7 protein-coding genes and 4 pseudogenes are annotated in these 18,000 nt (G+C 61.1%); 7 read left to right on the top strand and 4 right to left on the bottom strand.

The annotated features are described in order from the left end of the window. Window positions 1-8 precede the first annotated feature (8 nt). Window positions 9-317: pseudogene (locus tag ACX3M4_RS12625) on the bottom strand (IS66 family transposase); the annotation flags it as partial. 22 nt (window positions 318-339) lie between these two features. Between ACX3M4_RS12625 and ACX3M4_RS12620 the strand changes: the two are divergent. Next, window positions 340-795: pseudogene (locus ACX3M4_RS12620) on the top strand (transposase); the annotation flags it as partial. Window positions 796-920: 125 nt separating this feature from the next. Here the strand turns inward: ACX3M4_RS12620 and istB are convergent. Together istB and istA are read right to left on the bottom strand one after the other, a co-directional pair. Next, window positions 921-1,697, bottom strand: a complete 777-nt coding sequence (istB, locus tag ACX3M4_RS12615; protein ID WP_459358917.1) for an IS21-like element helper ATPase IstB — start codon at window positions 1,695-1,697, stop codon at window positions 921-923. Window positions 1,698-1,715: 18 nt separating this feature from the next. Further along, the gene (gene istA / locus ACX3M4_RS12610) at window positions 1,716-3,269 is read right to left on the bottom strand and encodes an IS21 family transposase (protein ID WP_459358916.1); all 1,554 of its coding nucleotides are present in this window, start codon (window positions 3,267-3,269) and stop codon (window positions 1,716-1,718) included. 360 nt (window positions 3,270-3,629) lie between these two features. Here istA and ACX3M4_RS12605 point away from each other — a divergent pair. From ACX3M4_RS12605 to ACX3M4_RS12595, 3 genes and pseudogenes are all read left to right on the top strand, one after another. Further along, a protein-coding gene (locus tag ACX3M4_RS12605; RefSeq protein ID WP_459358915.1) for an IS630 family transposase occupies window positions 3,630-4,573 on the top strand; the annotation gives its coding sequence in 2 pieces (ribosomal slippage) (window positions 3,630-3,966 and window positions 3,966-4,573; 945 coding nt in all). 18 nt (window positions 4,574-4,591) lie between these two features. Continuing rightward, window positions 4,592-4,777: pseudogene (locus tag ACX3M4_RS12600) on the top strand (IS110 family transposase); the annotation flags it as partial. Window positions 4,778-5,118: 341 nt separating this feature from the next. Beyond that, window positions 5,119-5,268 (top strand): annotated as a pseudogene (locus ACX3M4_RS12595) (IS630 family transposase); the annotation flags it as partial. A 213-nt stretch (window positions 5,269-5,481) separates the two neighbouring features. On the opposite strand, the gene ACX3M4_RS12590 reads toward ACX3M4_RS12595, so the two are convergent. After that, a complete protein-coding gene (locus ACX3M4_RS12590) occupies window positions 5,482-8,709 on the bottom strand; it encodes a beta strand repeat-containing protein (RefSeq protein WP_459358914.1) in 3,228 nt (1,075 codons plus the stop codon). A 484-nt stretch (window positions 8,710-9,193) separates the two neighbouring features. Between ACX3M4_RS12590 and ACX3M4_RS12585 the strand changes: the two genes are divergently transcribed. The 3 genes from ACX3M4_RS12585 to ACX3M4_RS12575 all read left to right on the top strand — a co-directional run bounded on the left by ACX3M4_RS12585 (window position 9,194) and on the right by ACX3M4_RS12575 (window position 17,924). Beyond that, a complete protein-coding gene (locus ACX3M4_RS12585) occupies window positions 9,194-11,278 on the top strand; it encodes a calcium-binding protein (protein ID WP_459358913.1) in 2,085 nt (694 codons plus the stop codon). Between the two features lie 448 nt (window positions 11,279-11,726). Continuing rightward, a complete protein-coding gene (locus ACX3M4_RS12580; RefSeq protein ID WP_459358912.1) occupies window positions 11,727-14,822 on the top strand; it encodes a LysM peptidoglycan-binding domain-containing protein in 3,096 nt (1,031 codons plus the stop codon). Window positions 14,823-15,086: 264 nt separating this feature from the next. Further along, a complete protein-coding gene (locus ACX3M4_RS12575) occupies window positions 15,087-17,924 on the top strand; it encodes a LysM peptidoglycan-binding domain-containing protein (RefSeq protein ID WP_459358911.1) in 2,838 nt (945 codons plus the stop codon). The last annotated feature ends 76 nt before the right edge of the window (window positions 17,925-18,000 follow it).

Below are 18,000 nucleotides of genomic sequence, written 5' to 3'. Positions count from 1 at the left end.
CGCGTCGCAATCGGACGCAGGGCGCGTTCAGCGGCATTGTTGTCCATCGCCACGCGGCCATCTTCAAGGAACAGGCAAAAGGCCGGCCAGCGGCTGAGGCCATAGCGGAACGCCTTGGCAAGTTCGCTCTTGCCGGGCAAGCGTGTCAGTTGCCGTTCGGCCCAGACCTTGAAGTCGTCGACCTTCGGCTTGGCTCGCGCCTGGCGCGCGGCACAGCGGACGTCGGCAGGCTGGCCCGAGATCTCGCGCTCGATGTCGTAGAGCGCGCCGATCCGGTCGAGCGCCTCGCGGGCGATCTCGGATTTGGTTGCGCTCCAATAAGGGGTCAACATTCAATGCCGATTGACAGCCATGAAGGATTTGCGCGAGAAGCGGCAGCATCTTCAGTCGTTTCTGCTACGCCAGGGCCTCATTTATCCCGGCTTGAGGCCTTGGACCAAGGTGCACGCGCGCTGGCTTGCCAACCTCATCTTTCCGCATCAAACGCAGTATCTCGTCTTGCAGGAGTACCGCCAGTCTATTGAAGAGGCAGAAACACGGCTTAAGCGTCTGGATCAACATATCGCGGAAACCACACCGTCATGGTCCATGGCACCGGTCGTTGCTACCTACCAGGCGCTACGCGGTGTCGCCTTCCTGACTGCCGTCACGTTTGTTGCGGAGATAGGCGATATCCGACGTTTTGAAACGCCGCGACAACTGATGGGTTACCTAGGGTTAGTCCCCAGCGAGCGGTCTACCGGCGATGCAGTCCGAAGAGGCAGCATTACTAAGGCCGGCAATGCGAGAGTGCGGTTTCCGGATAAACGGGACAGCGATTCCGGTAAGTCGCGGACATCTGTTTCAGTAATTCGCGGACACTTGTTCCGCAAAAGTCCGGACAGCAGGAGTGGGGTCGGTCCTCGGTTGCCTGGTTGCTGTTATGCGGGATTGTTTTCCGGGGTTTCGTTGTCCGTCAAGTGGGGCGGCGCTTTTTGCTTGCGCATGCTTTCTCCTTCCAGGCTGATCCGGTGAGCGTTGTGGATGATCCTGTCGAGGATGGCATCGGCGACGGTTGGGTCGCCGATCAGCTCGTGCCATTTGGCCACCGGCACCTGGGCGGTGATCAGTGTGGATTTCCGGCGATAGCGTTCTTCGACGATTTCGAAGAGATAGAAGCGCTGCTGGTCTGAGAGGGAATGGGTTCCCCAATCGTCGAGGATCAGCAGGTTCACCCGCACGAGCTTGTCCATGAGGCGCGGAAAGCGTCCATCTAGCCGGGCGAGCGCCAGATCTTCGAGCAGTCTGGGCATGCGCACATAAAGGACGGATTGGTCGAGGCGTGCGGCCTGGCGGCCGAAGGCGCAGGCGAGCCAACTCTTGCCGGTGCCGGTCTGTCCGGTGAGGATCAGATTTTCATGAGCCTTGAGCCACTCGCCCTGCGCGAGGGCCATGGTGTTGCGCCGGTCGAGGCCCCTGCGGCTCGCGAAGTCGACATCTTCGATGCAGGCTTCCGGAAAGCGCAGCTTGGCGGCGGTCAGCCGGTTTTTGAGGCGCTTGTCGGCGCGCATGGCCGTCTCGCGGTCGAGCATCAGACCGAGCCATTCGTCCAGGCTGAGCTCTTTTGCGGTGTCCTGTTCGGTCAGGTCCCGGTAGGCGGTTGCCATGCCGGTCAGGCCGAGAGCCTGCATCTGATCGAGGGTGGGATTGGTCAGCATTGATCGTCTTCCTTTCTTTTACTGGTAATAGGCGCTGCCGCGGATGTTCTTGTGTGCGGGCGCGGGTTTTGCCGGTTCGGCCATGGGGTCGGCCCCGTCGAGACCGGATTTGAGAATGGCGTTGACAGAGGAATAGGACAGAGCGTTGATGGTGAGCGCCCGCTCACAGGCGGCCTCCAGACGCTCTCGCCCGTAGCGCGGCGACAGCGATAAGGTGCCCATCGCGGCCCGGTATCCCTGTTGAGGATGACGCCGCTCCCGCATCAGCCGTTCCACCAGGGTGGCTGTGTTGACGCCGATCCGTCCGGCCCGTTCGACCAGGCTGGCCGGTGTTGTGTTGGCGTAATGCTGATGGGTCTTGGGCATATGAGCCGCGACAGTGACGTGGCCGGATCGCTGGGACCGGCGCACATGGCTAGCAACGCGCCGGTGCTCGTGGAAAATCTCGACCACGCGGCGCGTGAGCCGTACGTCCACCGTCCGGCCGATGAAGGAGTTCGGAACGGAATAGAAGGTCTTGTCGACCTCGACATGGTAATCGGGATGAACCTTGGCGGTCTTCCACTCGGCATATTCGAAGGGCGTATCCGGCAAGGGTTTGAGGGCCGCCTTCTCCAGCTCCTCGAACAGTTCGCGGCGGCTTTTGCCGATGTGACGCATCGGCCGGTTGTTCAGATCCTCCAGAAGCTCGGCGATCGCGGCATTCAGTTGGGCCAGCGAGAAGAAGGTCCGGTTCCGGAGCCGGGCGAGGATCCAGCGCTCCACGATCAGCACGGCGCCTTCGACCTTGGCCTTGTCCCGCGGTTTGCGGCTGCGTGCCGGCAGGATCGTGGTGTCGTAATGCTCGGCAAAAGCCTCAAACGTCGCATTCAGCGTCGGCTCGAACCACAGTGCCTTGGCAACGGCGGCCTTCAGGTTGTCGCAAACCAGGCTGTCCGTTACGCCGCCGAAAAAGGCCAGCGCCCGCATCTGGCCGTCGATCCAGTCCGGCAGTTTCTGGCTGAGACTGGCAAGGGCGAAGGTGTAGGAAGAGGCTCCCAGGACCGCAACGAAGATCTGCGCGGCATGAACCGTGCCGGTGGCCGGATCGACGATCGGTACCGTCTGGCCCGCATAGTCGGTCTGCATCACAGCACCCGCTTCGTAGCGGTTGCGGAAGGTCGCGCTCGTCTTCTTCCGGAACGCCGCGAACCGATCGCAGAACCAGGTGAAGCCATAACCATCAGGATGGGCGGTACGGTACTCCTGCCACAGCAGCGTTAGCGTCACGCCCTTGCGCTTCAGTTCCCGGGCAACCTTGGCCCAATCCGGCTCGCTCAGATCGAGCGGCGGCCGGCCGGCACGCCGGAACAAAAGCCGTTCCAGCGTCGCGTCATCTTCATGGCCCGGGGGAAGCGGCCAGCAGGAAAGCCCTGCCTCACGGGCCCGGTACAGATAGGCGGAAACCGTTGTCTTGCTGATCTTCAGCCGCTTGGACACTTCCCGCACTGAAAGACCCTGGTCAAAGGTCAGGCGCAGGATCGATCGAATGTCTTTCACTGTCGTTCTTCTCGCTTGCTTCCGTCTGGGCATGGGCTCTCTCAATGCATTGAAAAGAACCCACATTGCCAAAACGGCGCAGCCGAGATCCGACCGATAAATTCCACTCCGGGAGCTGTCCGGGAATTAGCGGAATCGCTGTCCCGGAATTACTGAAATCACTGTCCGGGATTTACCGGAAAAGGTGTCCCGTAATTACCGGAAACACTGTCCGGGAATTTCCGGAACCCGCAGCGAGAGCTCGCCGGGTTTTGATTGAAGGAGCTTGGACCTATCGATATCCGCCGCGTGTCAGTCGACCGCTAGAGCGCATCCGTTTATCGATGAATCGAATGTGAAGTGACATGTCGTTTGATGTCTGATTCAAGCTTTCCATCACTGGAGGGCGATTTGATGGGTCGGGCACTGAGTTGCGATCTTCGGGATCGGGTATTGCAAGCATCTCGGGAAGGAGCCTCCGCGCGGCAGGCTGCGGCAAGATTTGGTGTGAGCGCTTCCAGTGCGATCCGCTGGATCGCGCGCGCTGGACAGGGCGAGACGGAGCCCCGCAAGCCGGGACGCAAGAACGCGTCCCGTCTTGATCCGCACGACGGGTTCATCGTTGGCCTGATCGAGGACAAGAAGGACATCACGCTGGACGAGATGGTCGCCTGCCTTGCCGAAGACCGTGGCTTGAAGATCGGTAGAAGCATGTTGAGCAGTTGGCTGCGCTCGCGCGGGTTCACATACAAAAAAAGACCGCACACGCATTGGAGCAGGAACGCCCTGGCCTGATGATGCGGCGTCAGGCCTGGTTCGACGGCCAACTTGATCTTGATCCGGCCAGGCTCGTCTTCATTGACGAGACCGGCCTGAATACGAAGATGGCACGGCTGCGTGGGCGATCTGTGAAGGGAGAACGTTGCCGAGCGGGAGTGCCCCACGGCCACTGGAAAACGACGACCTTCACCGGTGCCTTGCGCCTGACCGGCATGACGGCACCGATGGTCCTCGACGGTGCCATGAACGGTTTGGCTTTCCTGGCCTATGTCGAGCAGGCCCTTGTGCCAACGCTGTCACGCGGCGACATCGTCGTGATGGACAACCTCCCGGCTCACAAGGCTGCCGGGGTCCGGGAAGCCATTGAAAACGCCGGCGCCGAGCTGCGCTATCTGCCGCCCTACAGTCCCGACTTCAACCCGATCGAAATGGCGTTTTCGAAACTCAAGGCGCTGTTGCGCGCCAGGGCCGAGCGTACGGTCGACGCCTTGTGGAACTCCGTTGGCGACCTCTGCGCTCACTTCAAACCACAGGAATGCGCAAACTACTTCGCTGCCGCCGGATATGAACCAACATAAAACGGATACGCTCTAGAGGTTCGCCAGGAGGGCTTGTCAAAAACGGTGCGCGACATTGCTTGGAAAGCACAGCTTCGCCTTTGCATGCGTTACCGACAGATGGTGAATGGAGGAAAGCGCCAGACACTGGTCACCACCGCCATCGCGCGCGAAATGGCGGCCTTCCTTTGGGCAATAGGCCACGAAGTTCAACCCACCGGATAAGAATGAGCGCGACGAGAGATACCGGGAATAGGGTGACGTCAAATATAAACACTGCAATCTGACAACACTCTGCGGCTGCGTAGAGCTGGAGGCAGGGCTTCGGTGGGAACCCTCGTATGAATTGTGTGGCCGATAATCTCTAAATCGACGCCCGCTGGCAGATCGAGGCAGCCCAGGACGAACAAACGGAAATGCGGTAACCAACCCGCGCATCAGAGTCTGCTCAACCGTCGTTTTAAAGCTCTGTCTCCTGCCCCACGCAGCCGCTTCATCCAAACCGGCCCCATTGCTAACAGTGGGGAACGCCGTTTATTGCAAAATTCACTTTACAATGAACATCAGAGTTCATGCGCGAAAACAGGCTCTCAAACAGGATCTTCAAATCCTACGAACAGATCCTGGCCCTGTGCTGCCAGGCTTGGAACAAACTGATCAATCAACCGTGGACCATCATGTCCATCGGGAACCGGAAATGGGCGCATGGGTCCTGATTGTTGATTTTCACGCAGAACTGAGCCGGTTAGGCGCATGCAGAAGGTGATCTCGATAGGGGAGTGACAAGCGGGAAGCCAGGCATGCGATGGACCAGTCCGTCGCATGCCTGCTGTCATGTATTGCCGGACCGCCTGCCGCTCGACGATCCGCTGAAGCCCGCGACGGCGGGGGCAGGTCCGAGGTTTGTGCCGCGGACCCGCCGGCCGGCCTCAGGTGAAGCTGAAGTCGTCCTCGGTGATGAGGGCTGTGTTGATGCCGTTGAGGCGGACGGTTGTACCGGTGAAGTCGATCAGCGTGTCGCCGCCGTCGGCGGTGATGACGAGGTCGGCGAAGCTGCTGGCGCCGCTGGCGATAAAGATCGTGTCGCTGCCGTCCTCGAAGTCCAGCACCGTGTCGGAGCCGTGGAAGGCGGCGAAGAAGAACGTGTCGCTGTCCGACCCGCCCAGCAGAACGTCGTTGCCGGCATCGCCGCGCAGTGTGTCGGTGCCGTTGCCGCCCTTCAGCACATCGTTGCCGGCGCCGCCGCGCAGGTAATTCGCAAGGCCGTTGCCGGTCAGCGCGTCGTTGTGGGCGGACCCGAACAGGTTCTCGATGTTGGTGAGCGTGTCGCCCTCCGCATGGCCGCCCGACTGGGCGCCGCTGCCGACAAGGGTAACCGTCACCCCGACGTTGGAGGCGCGATAGTCGGCCCAGTCGGAGCCCGCGCCGCCATTGAGGATATCCGCGCCGGCGCCGCCGATCAGCACGTCGTTGCCGTCGTCTCCGCGCAGCGTGTCGTCGCCGCTGCCGCTGTTCAGGGTGTCGTTGCCGTCGCCGCCCCGGATGTAGTTGTCAAGGCCGTTGCCCGACAGGACGTCGTTGTGGGAGGAGCCGAACAGGTTCTCGATGCCGCTCAGCGTGTCGCCTTCCGCGTGCCCGCCCGACTGGGCACCGCTGCCGACAAGGGCCACGTTCACCCCGGCGTTGGAGCCGCGATAGTCGGCCCAGTCGTTGCCCGCGCCGCCGTCGAGGATATCCGCACCGGCGCCGCCGATCAGCACGTCGTTGCCATTGTCGCCGCGCAGGTGATCGTCGCCGCTACCGGTGTTCAGCGTGTCGTTGCCGTCACCGCCCCGGATGTAGTTGTCAAGGCCGTTGCCCGACAGGACGTCATTGTGGGAGGAACCGAACAGGTTCTCGATGCCGGTCAGCGTGTCGCCCTCGGCGTGTCCGCCCGACTGGGCGCCGCTGCCGATCAGGGCCACCGTCACTCCGGCGTTGGACGAGCGGTAGTCGGCCCAGTCGTTGCCCGAGCCGCCATCGAGGATATCCGCGCCGGCGCCGCCGATCAGCACGTCGTTGCCGGCATCGCCGCGCAGCTGGTCGTCGCCACTGCCGCTGTTCAGCGTGTCGTTGCCATGACCGCCCCGGATGTAGTTGGCAAGGCCGTTGCCGGACAGGACGTCGTTGTATATCGAACCGAACAGGTTCTCGATGCCGGTGAGCGTATCGCCTTCCGCGTCACCTCCGGACTGCGTTCCGCTGCCCGCAAGGATCACATTCACAGCCGCGTCGGATGACCGGTAGTCGGCCCAGTCATTGCCCGAACCGCCGTCCAACGCATCAGCACCCGCACCGCCATCAAGAATGTCGTTCCCATCATCCCCGAAAAGCACGTCGTTGCCGCCAAGACCGGACAGGCTATCATTGCCCCCCTTGCCCTCGAACCGTTCGTCCGCGTCGGAACCTGAAAGCTCGTCGCCGTTGGACGAGCCTCTGATCTGCTCCACGTTCTCGAGCGTGTGGGAGAAGGCATTTCCGTTGAATGTTCCTGTTGCCGTGCCTGAAATCAGATCCACGGCGACGGCGCCCATGCCGCTCCTGTCGAAGCGGACGGTATCCGTCCCTCCACCCCCGTCAACCGTATCGTTGCCGCCGCGCAGGATGAACCGCTCGTTGCCGTCGCCGCCGTTGAAGGTGTCGTTAAAGTCCGTGCCGCGGATCTCGTTCACGCCGGACAGAGTGTCGGTACCAGTGCCCGCTCCCGTCACCGTGCCGCTGACCCGCGTCCCGTTGTTGCTTGTATAGGTAATGCCACTGCCGCTGCTCGCCCCGTCTGATCGATAGTCGGCACGGACATTGCCTGATCCGGTGTTGGTGATGGTGTCATCGCCGCTGCCGCCCACAACGCCGACCCATTGATCAGACGGGCCATTGATCGCAAAACTGTCGCCGTTAGCGGTGCCGAGGAACCCGAGGCCGCCATTCACGTAGTCGATGTCGTCGATGTTGGTGATGGTGTCGGTGCCGTTGGAGCCCTTGTTGACGGTCGCCGTGGTGGTGTTCACCTGAACGGAAATCGCCTCAGAAAGCCCCGAGTAGTCGACAAAGACGTCTGTTGCCGATGTCGTATCAATTGAGTCGTTTCCAATGCTGCCGATGACAGTGTCGAAACCACTTCCCGTCGCAATCGTATCGTTGCCTTCGCCGCCGTCGAGTTCATCGTTGCCGGCGCCACCGTCGATGATGTCGTTGCCACCCAGTCCAAGCAGCCGGTTGTTGGCGTCGTTGCCGGTTATTGTGTCGGCCAGATTGCTGCCGCGCACGCGCTCCACGCTGACCAGGGTATCGGTATCACCAAACCCGTCCGTTGCCGTTCCGGTCGCCAGGTTGACCGTAACGCCCGATGTTCCGCCGTAATTGGCATCGCGATCGTACCGGACCTCATCGAAGCCATCGCCACCGTCGAAGAAGTCGTTGCCAGCCAGGCCTCTGATTGAGTTGTTGCTGCTATCGCCGGTGATTGAGTCGGCTGAACTGGTGCCGCGAATACTGTCAATCCGTCCCGTGAAGGTGTCCGTCTCACCGTAGGGATCGGTGATGTTGCCAGCGGCCCAGTTGACGGTGATGCCGCCCCCCGACTCGTTTGAATAGTTGATCTGGGCGTAATACGAACTCGTACCGGCTGTGATGGTATCCGCGCCATCGCCTGGCGAGATGTAATAGTCACCCGCACCGAGCGTGTAGGTATCATTCTCCTCGGAGCCGGGAACGGATACCTCCGCCCCGGATGGGACGTTCGTTCCGTCGTAGTTGATGGTGTAGGCGTCGATCAGCGCATCATAGGCGGTGAAATCATCGCTCGTCTGCACGTCCTCGAAGGCCGCCGCAAGCGCTGTTGCGGAGATGGAGAGGTCCGTGATTCTCAAAAGCAGCGTGCTGCCGCTATAAATATCAAGCCGGGTAATGGTTCCGCTTGTTACGTTTTCCCCGTCGTTGAACGTGGACGTTCCGTCATATGTAAATCCAGAACCGAAGATCTCAAAAGTAAGAGTTGCACCCGTATTCTCCGTCGTTGCTGTAGTCGCGTTTCCCGAGGTCAGCTCTGAGTAAGCGAACGCATCGAGCAGCGCTTCGATATCACTGGCGGCAAACTGCGTTAGGGTTGCGACGGGCATCTAAATTCCCCCAAAATTCAATTAATATAAAGCGTAAATTTAATACTACTCCTTCCGCGAAAGTGTCAATCTTCTGATTGCCTATCAAAATTTATACATACAATTTTTTAAAAATTTTTCACTTTTCGCCGGAAAAATTACAATTATACAAATAAAGTTTAAGTATTTAAATTGAACAACTCATTATATATTTTGTTTATTAAAATATACCATCTATTTTTATTAGAATTTTGATATTGTGATATTTGTAAAATGGCTCATCGTCATATGAGCCGCTATTTTGAGCTTGAGGATTTGAAGATCCTGCTGTTTTGAGATGCTGACCATAGACGTCAGGCCTGCCACAATACTTCACCCCCTCCGCGACTATTGTTCGCGCGGAAGAAATGGCAGTTTTCCGGGCGCTTCTGTACATTCCCTAACGGAATCCTAACGGCATCTCCGCCGCGCTATTCAAGTTATTGCCTTTTGAAAGGAATTATCCATGCCAGTCCAGCTCTGGAACGGACCCATCGACGTCAACACAACCACCACCGGCGACCAAGCCAGCGCTGATATCGCCGTTCTCGCCGACGGCCGCTTCGTCGTCTGGAGGGACGATTCCACCGGCACGAGCCACATCATGCAGCGCGTCTTCAACGCCGACGGCAGCGCGGCGACGGACGAACTGGTCGCCATCGAGGATCCCAGCAACGATCTCGCCAATCCGGTCGTCACCGCCCTGCCGGTCGGCGGCTGGGCGATCGCCGCCGCCCACGTGGCCGGTGGCGGCGGGGCCATGTTCACCTTCAACACGGATGCATCGAACGCGTCGTCCTTTCTCAGCTATCCCCTTGGCACCGAGGCGAATACCCATCTCGACGGCTTCATGGTCGGTGACGAATACTGGATCATGGAAGCCGACAGCGGGACGGACAACGAGATCGACGTCTTCAACAACATCCTCAGCGGCAATGCGTACGTTACCAACAGTCTTTCCACCGCCCAGACGGACATCACCGGTACCCAGACCGATCCGGCCGGCGCCCAGATCGCCAACGGCAACGTTGTCCTCGCCTGGCGCGAGGGCGCGAATATCGAATTCCGCATCGTTACCGATACCCGCGCGGCGGTAACCCTCAGCGACACCGTCGTGACCGTCGCCGGCAGCGATGCGGCCAGTAATACCCATGGCAAGCCCCATGTGCTGGCGCTGGAAAACGGCGGCTTCCTCATCACCTGGAGCGATGACAACTCCGCCTTTCCAGGCTCCGGCTCTTACGTCTGGGGCCGGATCTACGCGCCCGATGGCAGCGCCTTCAGTGCCGCGCCCTTCCTCGTCAACGGCAACGTGACTTCCTTCCAGTTCGATCCGGTCGCCGTGCCGCTCAAATCCGACGGCTTCGCGGTGTTTTACATGTCAGTCGCTGGCGACGACTTCAGGGGTCAGTTCTTCGACAACCTCGGCAACAGGCTTGGCCAGGAGTTCCAGGTCACCGGTCATGGCGTTCTTGGAGAAACCGGCTTTGACGCCGTGGAGGCTGACGTGCTGGAGGACGGCCGCATCGTCGTCTCCTATTCCCTCTTCGGCGCCGATCTCACCACTGACGTGCGCGTGCAGATCATCGACCCGCGCGACGGCAACATCTTCGGCGACGGCGGCGACAACACCCTCTTCGGCAGCCGCAACAACGACGACATGTTCGGCGGCGACGGCGCCGACACGCTGAACGGCCTGGAGGGGCGGGATCAGCTCTTCGGCGGTACTGGCGACGATACGCTGGATGGCGAGGACGGCGAGGACAAGCTCTACGGTGACAGCGGCACCGTCACGCTGAGCGGGGGCGACGGCAACGATGTGCTGAGCGGCGGCGCCGGTTCGGACACCCTGGACGGGGGCGAGGGAACCGACTGGGCCGACTATCGCGGCTCCAACGCCGGGGTGACGGTGGCCCTTGCCGGAAGCACCGCGCCCTCGGGCGGCCACGCCGAGGGCGACACCCTCACCGGCAACAGCCTTGTGAACACGCTCAGGGGCGAGAACGGCAACGACATCCTGATCGGCGGCGCGGGGGCCGACGTCCTGGACGGCAGCACCGGCGCCGACTGGGCCGACTACCGCACCTCGAACGCCGCGGTCACCGTGGTCCTGGCCGGCATCGGCGCCCAGTCGGGTGGCCATGCGGAGGGCGACACGCTCACCAACATCGAGAATGTCTTCGGCTCCAATTTCAATGATGCCATCACGGGCAACGGCCTTGACAACAGCCTGCGGGGCGGGGCCGGCAACGATGTGCTGAAGGGCGGCAACGGGGCCGACACGCTGCGCGGCGATGCCGGCAACGACGTGCTGCTGGGCGGGGCCGGCGGCGACATCTTCTTCTTCGCCGCCTTCCACGGCTCCGACACGGTGCTGGATTTCCAGAACGGCAGCGACAGGTTCTTCATCGCAAGCGGCGCCAATAGCTTCGCCGCTCTCGCCATCACCGCCGACGGCGGCGACACCCTGATCGACTTCACAGGAACAACCATCCGCCTCAACGGCATCAACACCGCGCTGATCGATGCAGGAGACTTCATCTTCACCTGAGGCCGCCAGACAGGTCCGCGGCACCCGCCGCGGGCCCGCGCCCGGCGGCGCGCACTTCAGCGCTTCGTCGAGCGGCTGGCCACAGGACGCTTGAAATGCATCTCTTTAAAATCTTAAATTTCCAAAGTATTATTACCTAAGGTAAATTTTTGGATTTTTGATCACGCGACTGGAGTGCGACATGCCTTTTTTCATTCCAAACAACCTTGCCCAGACGTCACCGTCCGGAAATCAGAGCATTGATGGCATTTTGTGGGGATGGCATTGGGGTGCTACCAATTGGGGATATTCTTTTCCAACCAGCCCGAACGAGTATGTTCAGCCGGGGCCATTTACCCCGGAAGGACAATACTTCGGTGCGGCCTATGAATCGGTTTCAGGCTTTGAGGCCTTCAACAGCCTGCAGCAAAGTCAAATTGTTCAGGCAGTAAAAAACATTGAAACTTTCATGCCTGTGACCTTTCGCGAAAACTCGTCGCTGGGTCAGGACGCTCCCGTTGTGTTCCGGTTCGCGATCGCGGAGACGATCGACTACGGCATTGGAAACTCTCCGATCGGGCAGCCTTACAATCCACATGGCCCGGGAGGAGGGCGATCGGCAGAAGCTGCTGTCCCCGATCCGTTTCAGATGAACTGGCGGGCCACCGGCGATACTTGGTACATCGCGAATGCTTATTCGCAGCCGATTCCTGGAAGCTTCGCGAATGCGGCCGGCCTACTGCATGAGTTCGGCCACGCGCTGGGTCTCAAGCACGGACACAGAGTTTTTGACGGCAACGGAAACTATTCTCCGCAGCCGATTTACAACATGACAAACATCCAGTTCGATCAGTTCGGAAATCGATTTGCCGATCCCGTTGAGGTGGCCAAGGCGCCTGATTTGCCGCTAGACGAGAACGGGCAGGAGTTCTCCGTCATGACCTACGCGGTCTGGATTGGAGACGTACAGGCTGACAGAACCGAAGCCGAAGACATTCCACTAAGCCAAGTCGACTACCCGTGGACATATATGCTCAACGACGTGGCAGCCCTCCAGTATCTTTATGGGGCGAACTTCGGAGCGGGATCAAATCCTGGCAACACGGTCTACAGTTTCAATGCCAATGGGCAGATGACGACGACCGATACCACCGACGGGAACTCACAATCTATCGCGTCCAAGGACGGCAAGGTATTCCTGACCATATGGGATGGAAACGGCTTCGATGTCTATGACTTCAGAAACTACAGCAGCAATATGTCGATCAACCTTGCTCCGGGCGCATGGAGCACGTTCAATTCGGGTCAGCTTGCGCGTCTCGGAACCACTATCTTTGCCCGTGGCAACATTGCCAACGCATATCAGTTCAACAACGACGCCCGGTCGCTCATCGAAGCTGCGTGGGGCGGGTCCGGAAATGATACCATACTCGGCAATGCGGCCGCCAACGAGCTGCTTGGATATTCCGGCAATGACATTCTACGCGGTAATGACGGCAACGACACGCTGGACGGCGGCAGCGGCGATGACCAACTGAGTGGTAATGCCGGCGACGACCAACTGCGCGGCGGCGCAGGCGCGGATGTACTCAACGGTGGCCCGGGCAATGACTGGGCCGACTACCGCTCGTCTAACGCCGGGGTGACGGTGGCCCTTGCCGGCAGCGGAACGCAGTCCGGCGGGCATGCGCAAGGCGACACGCTTTCTGGTATCGAGAACCTGTTTGGTTCTGCTCACAACGACGTCCTGTCGGGCAACGGCCTTGCCAACCACCTCAGGGGCGAAAACGGCAACGACACGCTGAACAGCGGCGGCGACGACGATCAGCTGGACGGCGGCGCCGGCAACGATGTGCTGATCGGTGGTGCCGGCGCGGACGTCCTCGACGGCGGATCGGGAAGCGATTGGGCCGACTATCGCGGCTCCAACGCCGGCGTGACGGTGGCCCTTGCCGGCGGCGGAACGCAGTCCGGCGGGCATGCGCAAGGCGACACGCTCACCGGCATCGAGAACCTGTTCGGCTCCAACTTCAACGACGTCTTGTCGGGCAACGGCCTTGCCAACTATATCCGGGGCGGCGCCGGCAACGACACGTTGAACAGCGGCGGCGGCGACGACCAGCTACGCGGCGACGATGGCAACGACGTACTGGTCGGCGGCGCCGGCGCGGACATCCTCGACGGCGGCTCGGGCAACGACTGGGCCGACTATCGCGGTTCCAGTGCCGCGGTGGTCGTAGCCTTGGTCGGCAGTGGCGCCCAGTCGGGCGGTCATGCGGAAGGCGACACGCTCACCGGCATCGAGAACCTGTTCGGCTCCAACTTCAACGACGTCCTGTCCGGCAGCGGCCTTGCCAACTACATCCGGGGCGGGGCTGGCAACGACACCCTGAACAGCGGCAGCGGCGACGATCAGCTGCGCGGCGATGCCGGCAACGACGTGCTGATCGGCGGCGCCGGCGCGGATATCCTCGATGGCGGCTCGGGCAACGACTGGGCCGACTACCGCTCGTCCAACGCCGGAGTGACGGTGGCCCTTGTCGGCAGCGGCGCCCAGTCGGGCGGCCACGCGGAAGGCGACACGCTCACCGGCATCGAGAACCTGTTCGGTTCCTCCCACAATGACGTCCTGTCGGGCAACGGCCTTGACAACTACATCCGGGGCGGCGACGGCAACGACACGCTGAACACCGGTAGCGGCGACGATCACCTGCGCGGCGACAATGGCAACGACGTGCTGATCGGCGGCGCCGGCGCGGACATCCTCGACGGCGGCTCGGGCAACGACTGGGCCGACTACCGCGGCTCCAACGCCGGGGTGAACGTGGCCCTTGTGGGCAGCGGCGCCCAGTCGGGCGGGCACGCGGAAGGCGACACACTGAGCGGCATCGAGAACCTGTTCGGTTCCTCCCACAACGACATCCTGTCGGGCAACGGCCTTGACAACTACCTGCGGGGCGGGGCCGGCAACGACACGCTGAACAGCGGCAGCGGCGACGACACGCTGCGCGGAGACGACGGCAACGACGTGCTGATCGGCGGCGCCGGTGCGGATATCCTTAATGGCGGCGCGGGCTCCGACTGGGCCGACTATCGCGCCTCCAACGTCGGGGTGACGGTTACCCTTGTGGGCAGCGGCGCCCAGTCGGGCGGCCATGCGGAGGGCGACACGCTCACCAACATCGAGAACCTGTTCGGGTCCGCCCACAACGACGCGCTGACCGGCAACGGCCTTGCGAATTACCTGCGCGGCGGCGCCGGCAACGATGTGCTGAAGGGCGGCAACGGCACCGACACACTGCGCGGCGATGCCGGCAACGACGTTCTGCTGGGCGGGTCGGACAGCGACACGTTCTTCTTCGCCGCCTTCCACGGCTCCGACACGGTGCTGGACTTCGAGGACGGCAGCGACACGATCTTTATCGCCAGCGGCGCCAGCAGCTTCGCCGACCTCGTCATCACCGCCGACGGCGGCGACACGCTGATCGACTTCACCGGTACAACCGTCCGCCTCAACGACATCAACACCGCACTGATCGATTCAGGCGACTTTCAGTTTGCGTGACGAGCAACGCGTTAATGTATCGATTTCGGCAGCTCTTCCGACGGAGCTGTCCTTAACCACGAAAGAACAAAAGCTTTCTCAGGATGCCGATGCGCACCTGAAAACGCTTATTTTTCCTTGATGCCTCGTTAAAGCTATGATTTTCTGAAAAAGTCGGCATGTCAAATGCGACGAATTATATTTAGTAGAAGAAAATAGAAAGAAATTTTATTCAGAAACCAAATTATAATTAAAAAATAAAAGGCTTGATTTGGGAATTATTTGATGGTTGATGTATTAGTTTACCGCGGCTGGGGGTCTGAGGGGGTCGCAATCTATGGCTATGTCGTAGATGCGGACTATACTTACAAGATATCCGATCTCGACACGGACAACGTGGGGATCTCCAACGGGTTTTCTCAAGCCGGCGACGGCTTCGTGTTTCGGGCCAAGGACACCAACGGAACCAAAGACGGGCTGGTTTTCAGCGCTGGCTCTGGCACAACCCTCCTGCTCAACGATGAGAACGGCAATGAAATAGTTGACCCGCACTCATTCGGCATCTTCGGATCACAGACAGTCTTTTTCGCTTCGACGACCAGCGTTTCCGCGTCCCTTCCACCCCGCTCCCTGCTGATGACCAATGGCAGCGATGCTCCTTCAGTACTTGTGCCGGAACGGATTTCCCAGGCATTGATCGTCGGAAACAGCCTCTACGCCCTGAGCTACGACAGCGGCGACTTGTTCCGCATCGAACAAGATGGATCCTACTCGGTGATCTATGACCGCCAGGGGTCCGGTAACAACCTCAACATTGACTACATGTTCGAGTTCAATGGAGAACTCTATCTCAGGGGTGACCAGTCCCTGGTCAACGACTTCTATCGCGTGGACCCCGAGACGAATGCGATTAGTGACCTCGATATTGGCCAGAACACGGGCGGAGATTCTATTTATTTCTGGTTTGATGGAGTTGCCGAGAACCAATTTTTCTTCTGGTGGAGCGGCACCAGCGGCAGCGGCTCAACCCCGACCCACACCGAACTTTACGTAAGTGACGGCACCGCAGCGGGCACTCATCTCGTAAAGGACATCCGTCCGGGGAACAACACGTCTTATGAGGGCAGCCAAACCTCTCCCAGGACGATCGGTGACAAGCTATTTTTCGTGGCGGATTCTGGTAACGGAGACGGCGGGGAGCTCTGGGTCTCGGATGGCACTGAAGCCAGCACCTTTGCGCTCAGTGGCACCGGAACAGCTGTCGGGCCGTTGGGCTTCGGGAATTTCGTCAATTCGATCGCGCTTGGCAATGAACTGCTGTTCAGCGCCAGTACCGGCAGCGGCCTGGAAATCTTCATCACCGACGGAACGATCGACGGAACGCGTCTTCTCGTTGAGATCGCGACCGGCTCGTCCAGCACCGCGCCGGTATTCTATCTGTCCGACAACGGGCTTGCCTATTTCACAATCGGCGCCGGCCCGGACGAAGATTCCGTTTGGGTGACTGACGGAACAGCGGAAGGCACCTTTGCGGTCTCTGATTCGGACGACACCTTCTTGAGCAGCAATCCGCCAATTATGCTGAATCTGGTGGACCTGGCCGCCGACAATATTCCGGTCAGAGACATCGTCGGGACGAGCGGAAACGACATCCTACTGGGAAGCTTCCTGAGGGAAGCTCTATTCGGGGATGATGGCAACGACGTTCTTGATGGCGGGTCGGGTGCTGATGCGCTGGACGGCGGCTCGGGCAACGACTGGGCCGACTACCGGTCATCCGACGCGGCTGTGAATGTGATCCTTGCGGGCGGCGGAACGCAGTCGGGCGGGCATGCGGAAGGCGACACGCTGACCGGCATCGAGAACCTGTTCGGCTCCAGCTTCAACGACGTCCTGTCCGGCAACGGCCTTGCCAACTACATCCGGGGCGGGGCTGGCAACGACACCCTGAACAGCGGCAGTGGCGACGACCAGCTGCGCGGCGATGCCGGCAACGACGTGCTGATCGGCGGCGCCGGCGCGGATATCCTCGATGGCGGCTCGGGCAACGACTGGGCCGACTACCGCTCGTCCAACGCCGGAGTGACGGTGGCCCTGATCGGCAGCGGCGCCCAGTCGGGCGGACACGCCGAGGGCGACACGCTGACCGGCATCGAGAACCTGTTCGGTTCCTCCCACAACGACGTCCTGTCGGGCAACGGCCTTGACAACTACATCCGGGGCGGTGACGGCAACGACACGCTGAACACCGGTAGCGGCGACGATCACCTGCGCGGCGACAATGGCAACGACGTGCTGATCGGCGGCGCCGGTGCGGATATCCTCGACGGCGGCGCGGGCAACGACTGGGCCGACTACCGCGGCTCCAACGCCGGGGTGAACGTGGCCCTTGTCGGCAGCGGTGCCCAGTCGGGCGGGCACGCGGAAGGCGACACGCTGAGCGGCATCGAGAACCTGTTCGGCTCCTCCCACAACGACGTCCTGTCGGGCAACGGCCTTGACAACTACCTGCGGGGTGGGGCCGGCAACGACACGCTGAACAGCGGCAGCGGCGACGACACGCTGCGCGGAGACGACGGCAACGACGTGCTGATCGGCGGCGCCGGTGCGGATATCCTTAATGGCGGCGCGGGCTCCGACTGGGCCGACTATCGCGCCTCCAACGTCGGGGTGACGGTTACCCTTGTGGGCAGCGGCGCCCAGTCGGGCGGCCATGCGGAGGGCGACACGCTCACCAACATCGAGAACCTGTTCGGGTCCGCCCACAACGACGCGCTGACCGGCAACGGCCTTGCGAATTACCTGCGCGGCGGCGCCGGCAACGATGTGCTGAAGGGCGGCAACGGCACCGACACACTGCGCGGCGATGCCGGCAACGACGTTCTGCTGGGCGGGTCGGACAGCGACACGTTCTTCTTCGCCGCCTTCCACGGCTCCGACACGGTGCTGGACTTCGAGGACGGCAGCGACACGATCTTTATCGCCAGCGGCGCCAGCAGCTTCGCCGACCTCGTCATCACCGCCGACGGCGGCGACACGCTGATCGACTTCACCGGTACAACCGTCCGCCTCAACGGCATCAACACAGCCCTCATCACCGAGGACGACTTCAGCTTCACCTGAGGCCGGCCGGCAGGTCCGCGGCACAAACCTCGGACCTGCCCCCGCCGTCGCGGGCTTCAGCGGATCGTCGAGCGGC

Source organism: Roseibium sp. M-1 (genome assembly GCF_054515675.1).
The sequence above is the reverse complement of the archived record's forward strand: the minus strand, read 5'-3'. Positions and strand labels throughout refer to the sequence as shown.

Coding starts and splice junctions, on each gene's coding strand:
- istB (WP_459358917.1), bottom strand. CDS start 1,697: ATGCTGACCAATCCCACCCTCGATCAGATGCAGGCTCTCGGCCTGACC.
- istA (WP_459358916.1), bottom strand. CDS start 3,269: ATGCCCAGACGGAAGCAAGCGAGAAGAACGACAGTGAAAGACATTCGA.
- ACX3M4_RS12590 (WP_459358914.1), bottom strand. CDS start 8,709: ATGCCCGTCGCAACCCTAACGCAGTTTGCCGCCAGTGATATCGAAGCG.
- ACX3M4_RS12585 (WP_459358913.1), top strand. CDS start 9,194: ATGCCAGTCCAGCTCTGGAACGGACCCATCGACGTCAACACAACCACC.
- ACX3M4_RS12580 (WP_459358912.1), top strand. CDS start 11,727: ATGCCTGTGACCTTTCGCGAAAACTCGTCGCTGGGTCAGGACGCTCCC.
- ACX3M4_RS12575 (WP_459358911.1), top strand. CDS start 15,087: ATGGTTGATGTATTAGTTTACCGCGGCTGGGGGTCTGAGGGGGTCGCA.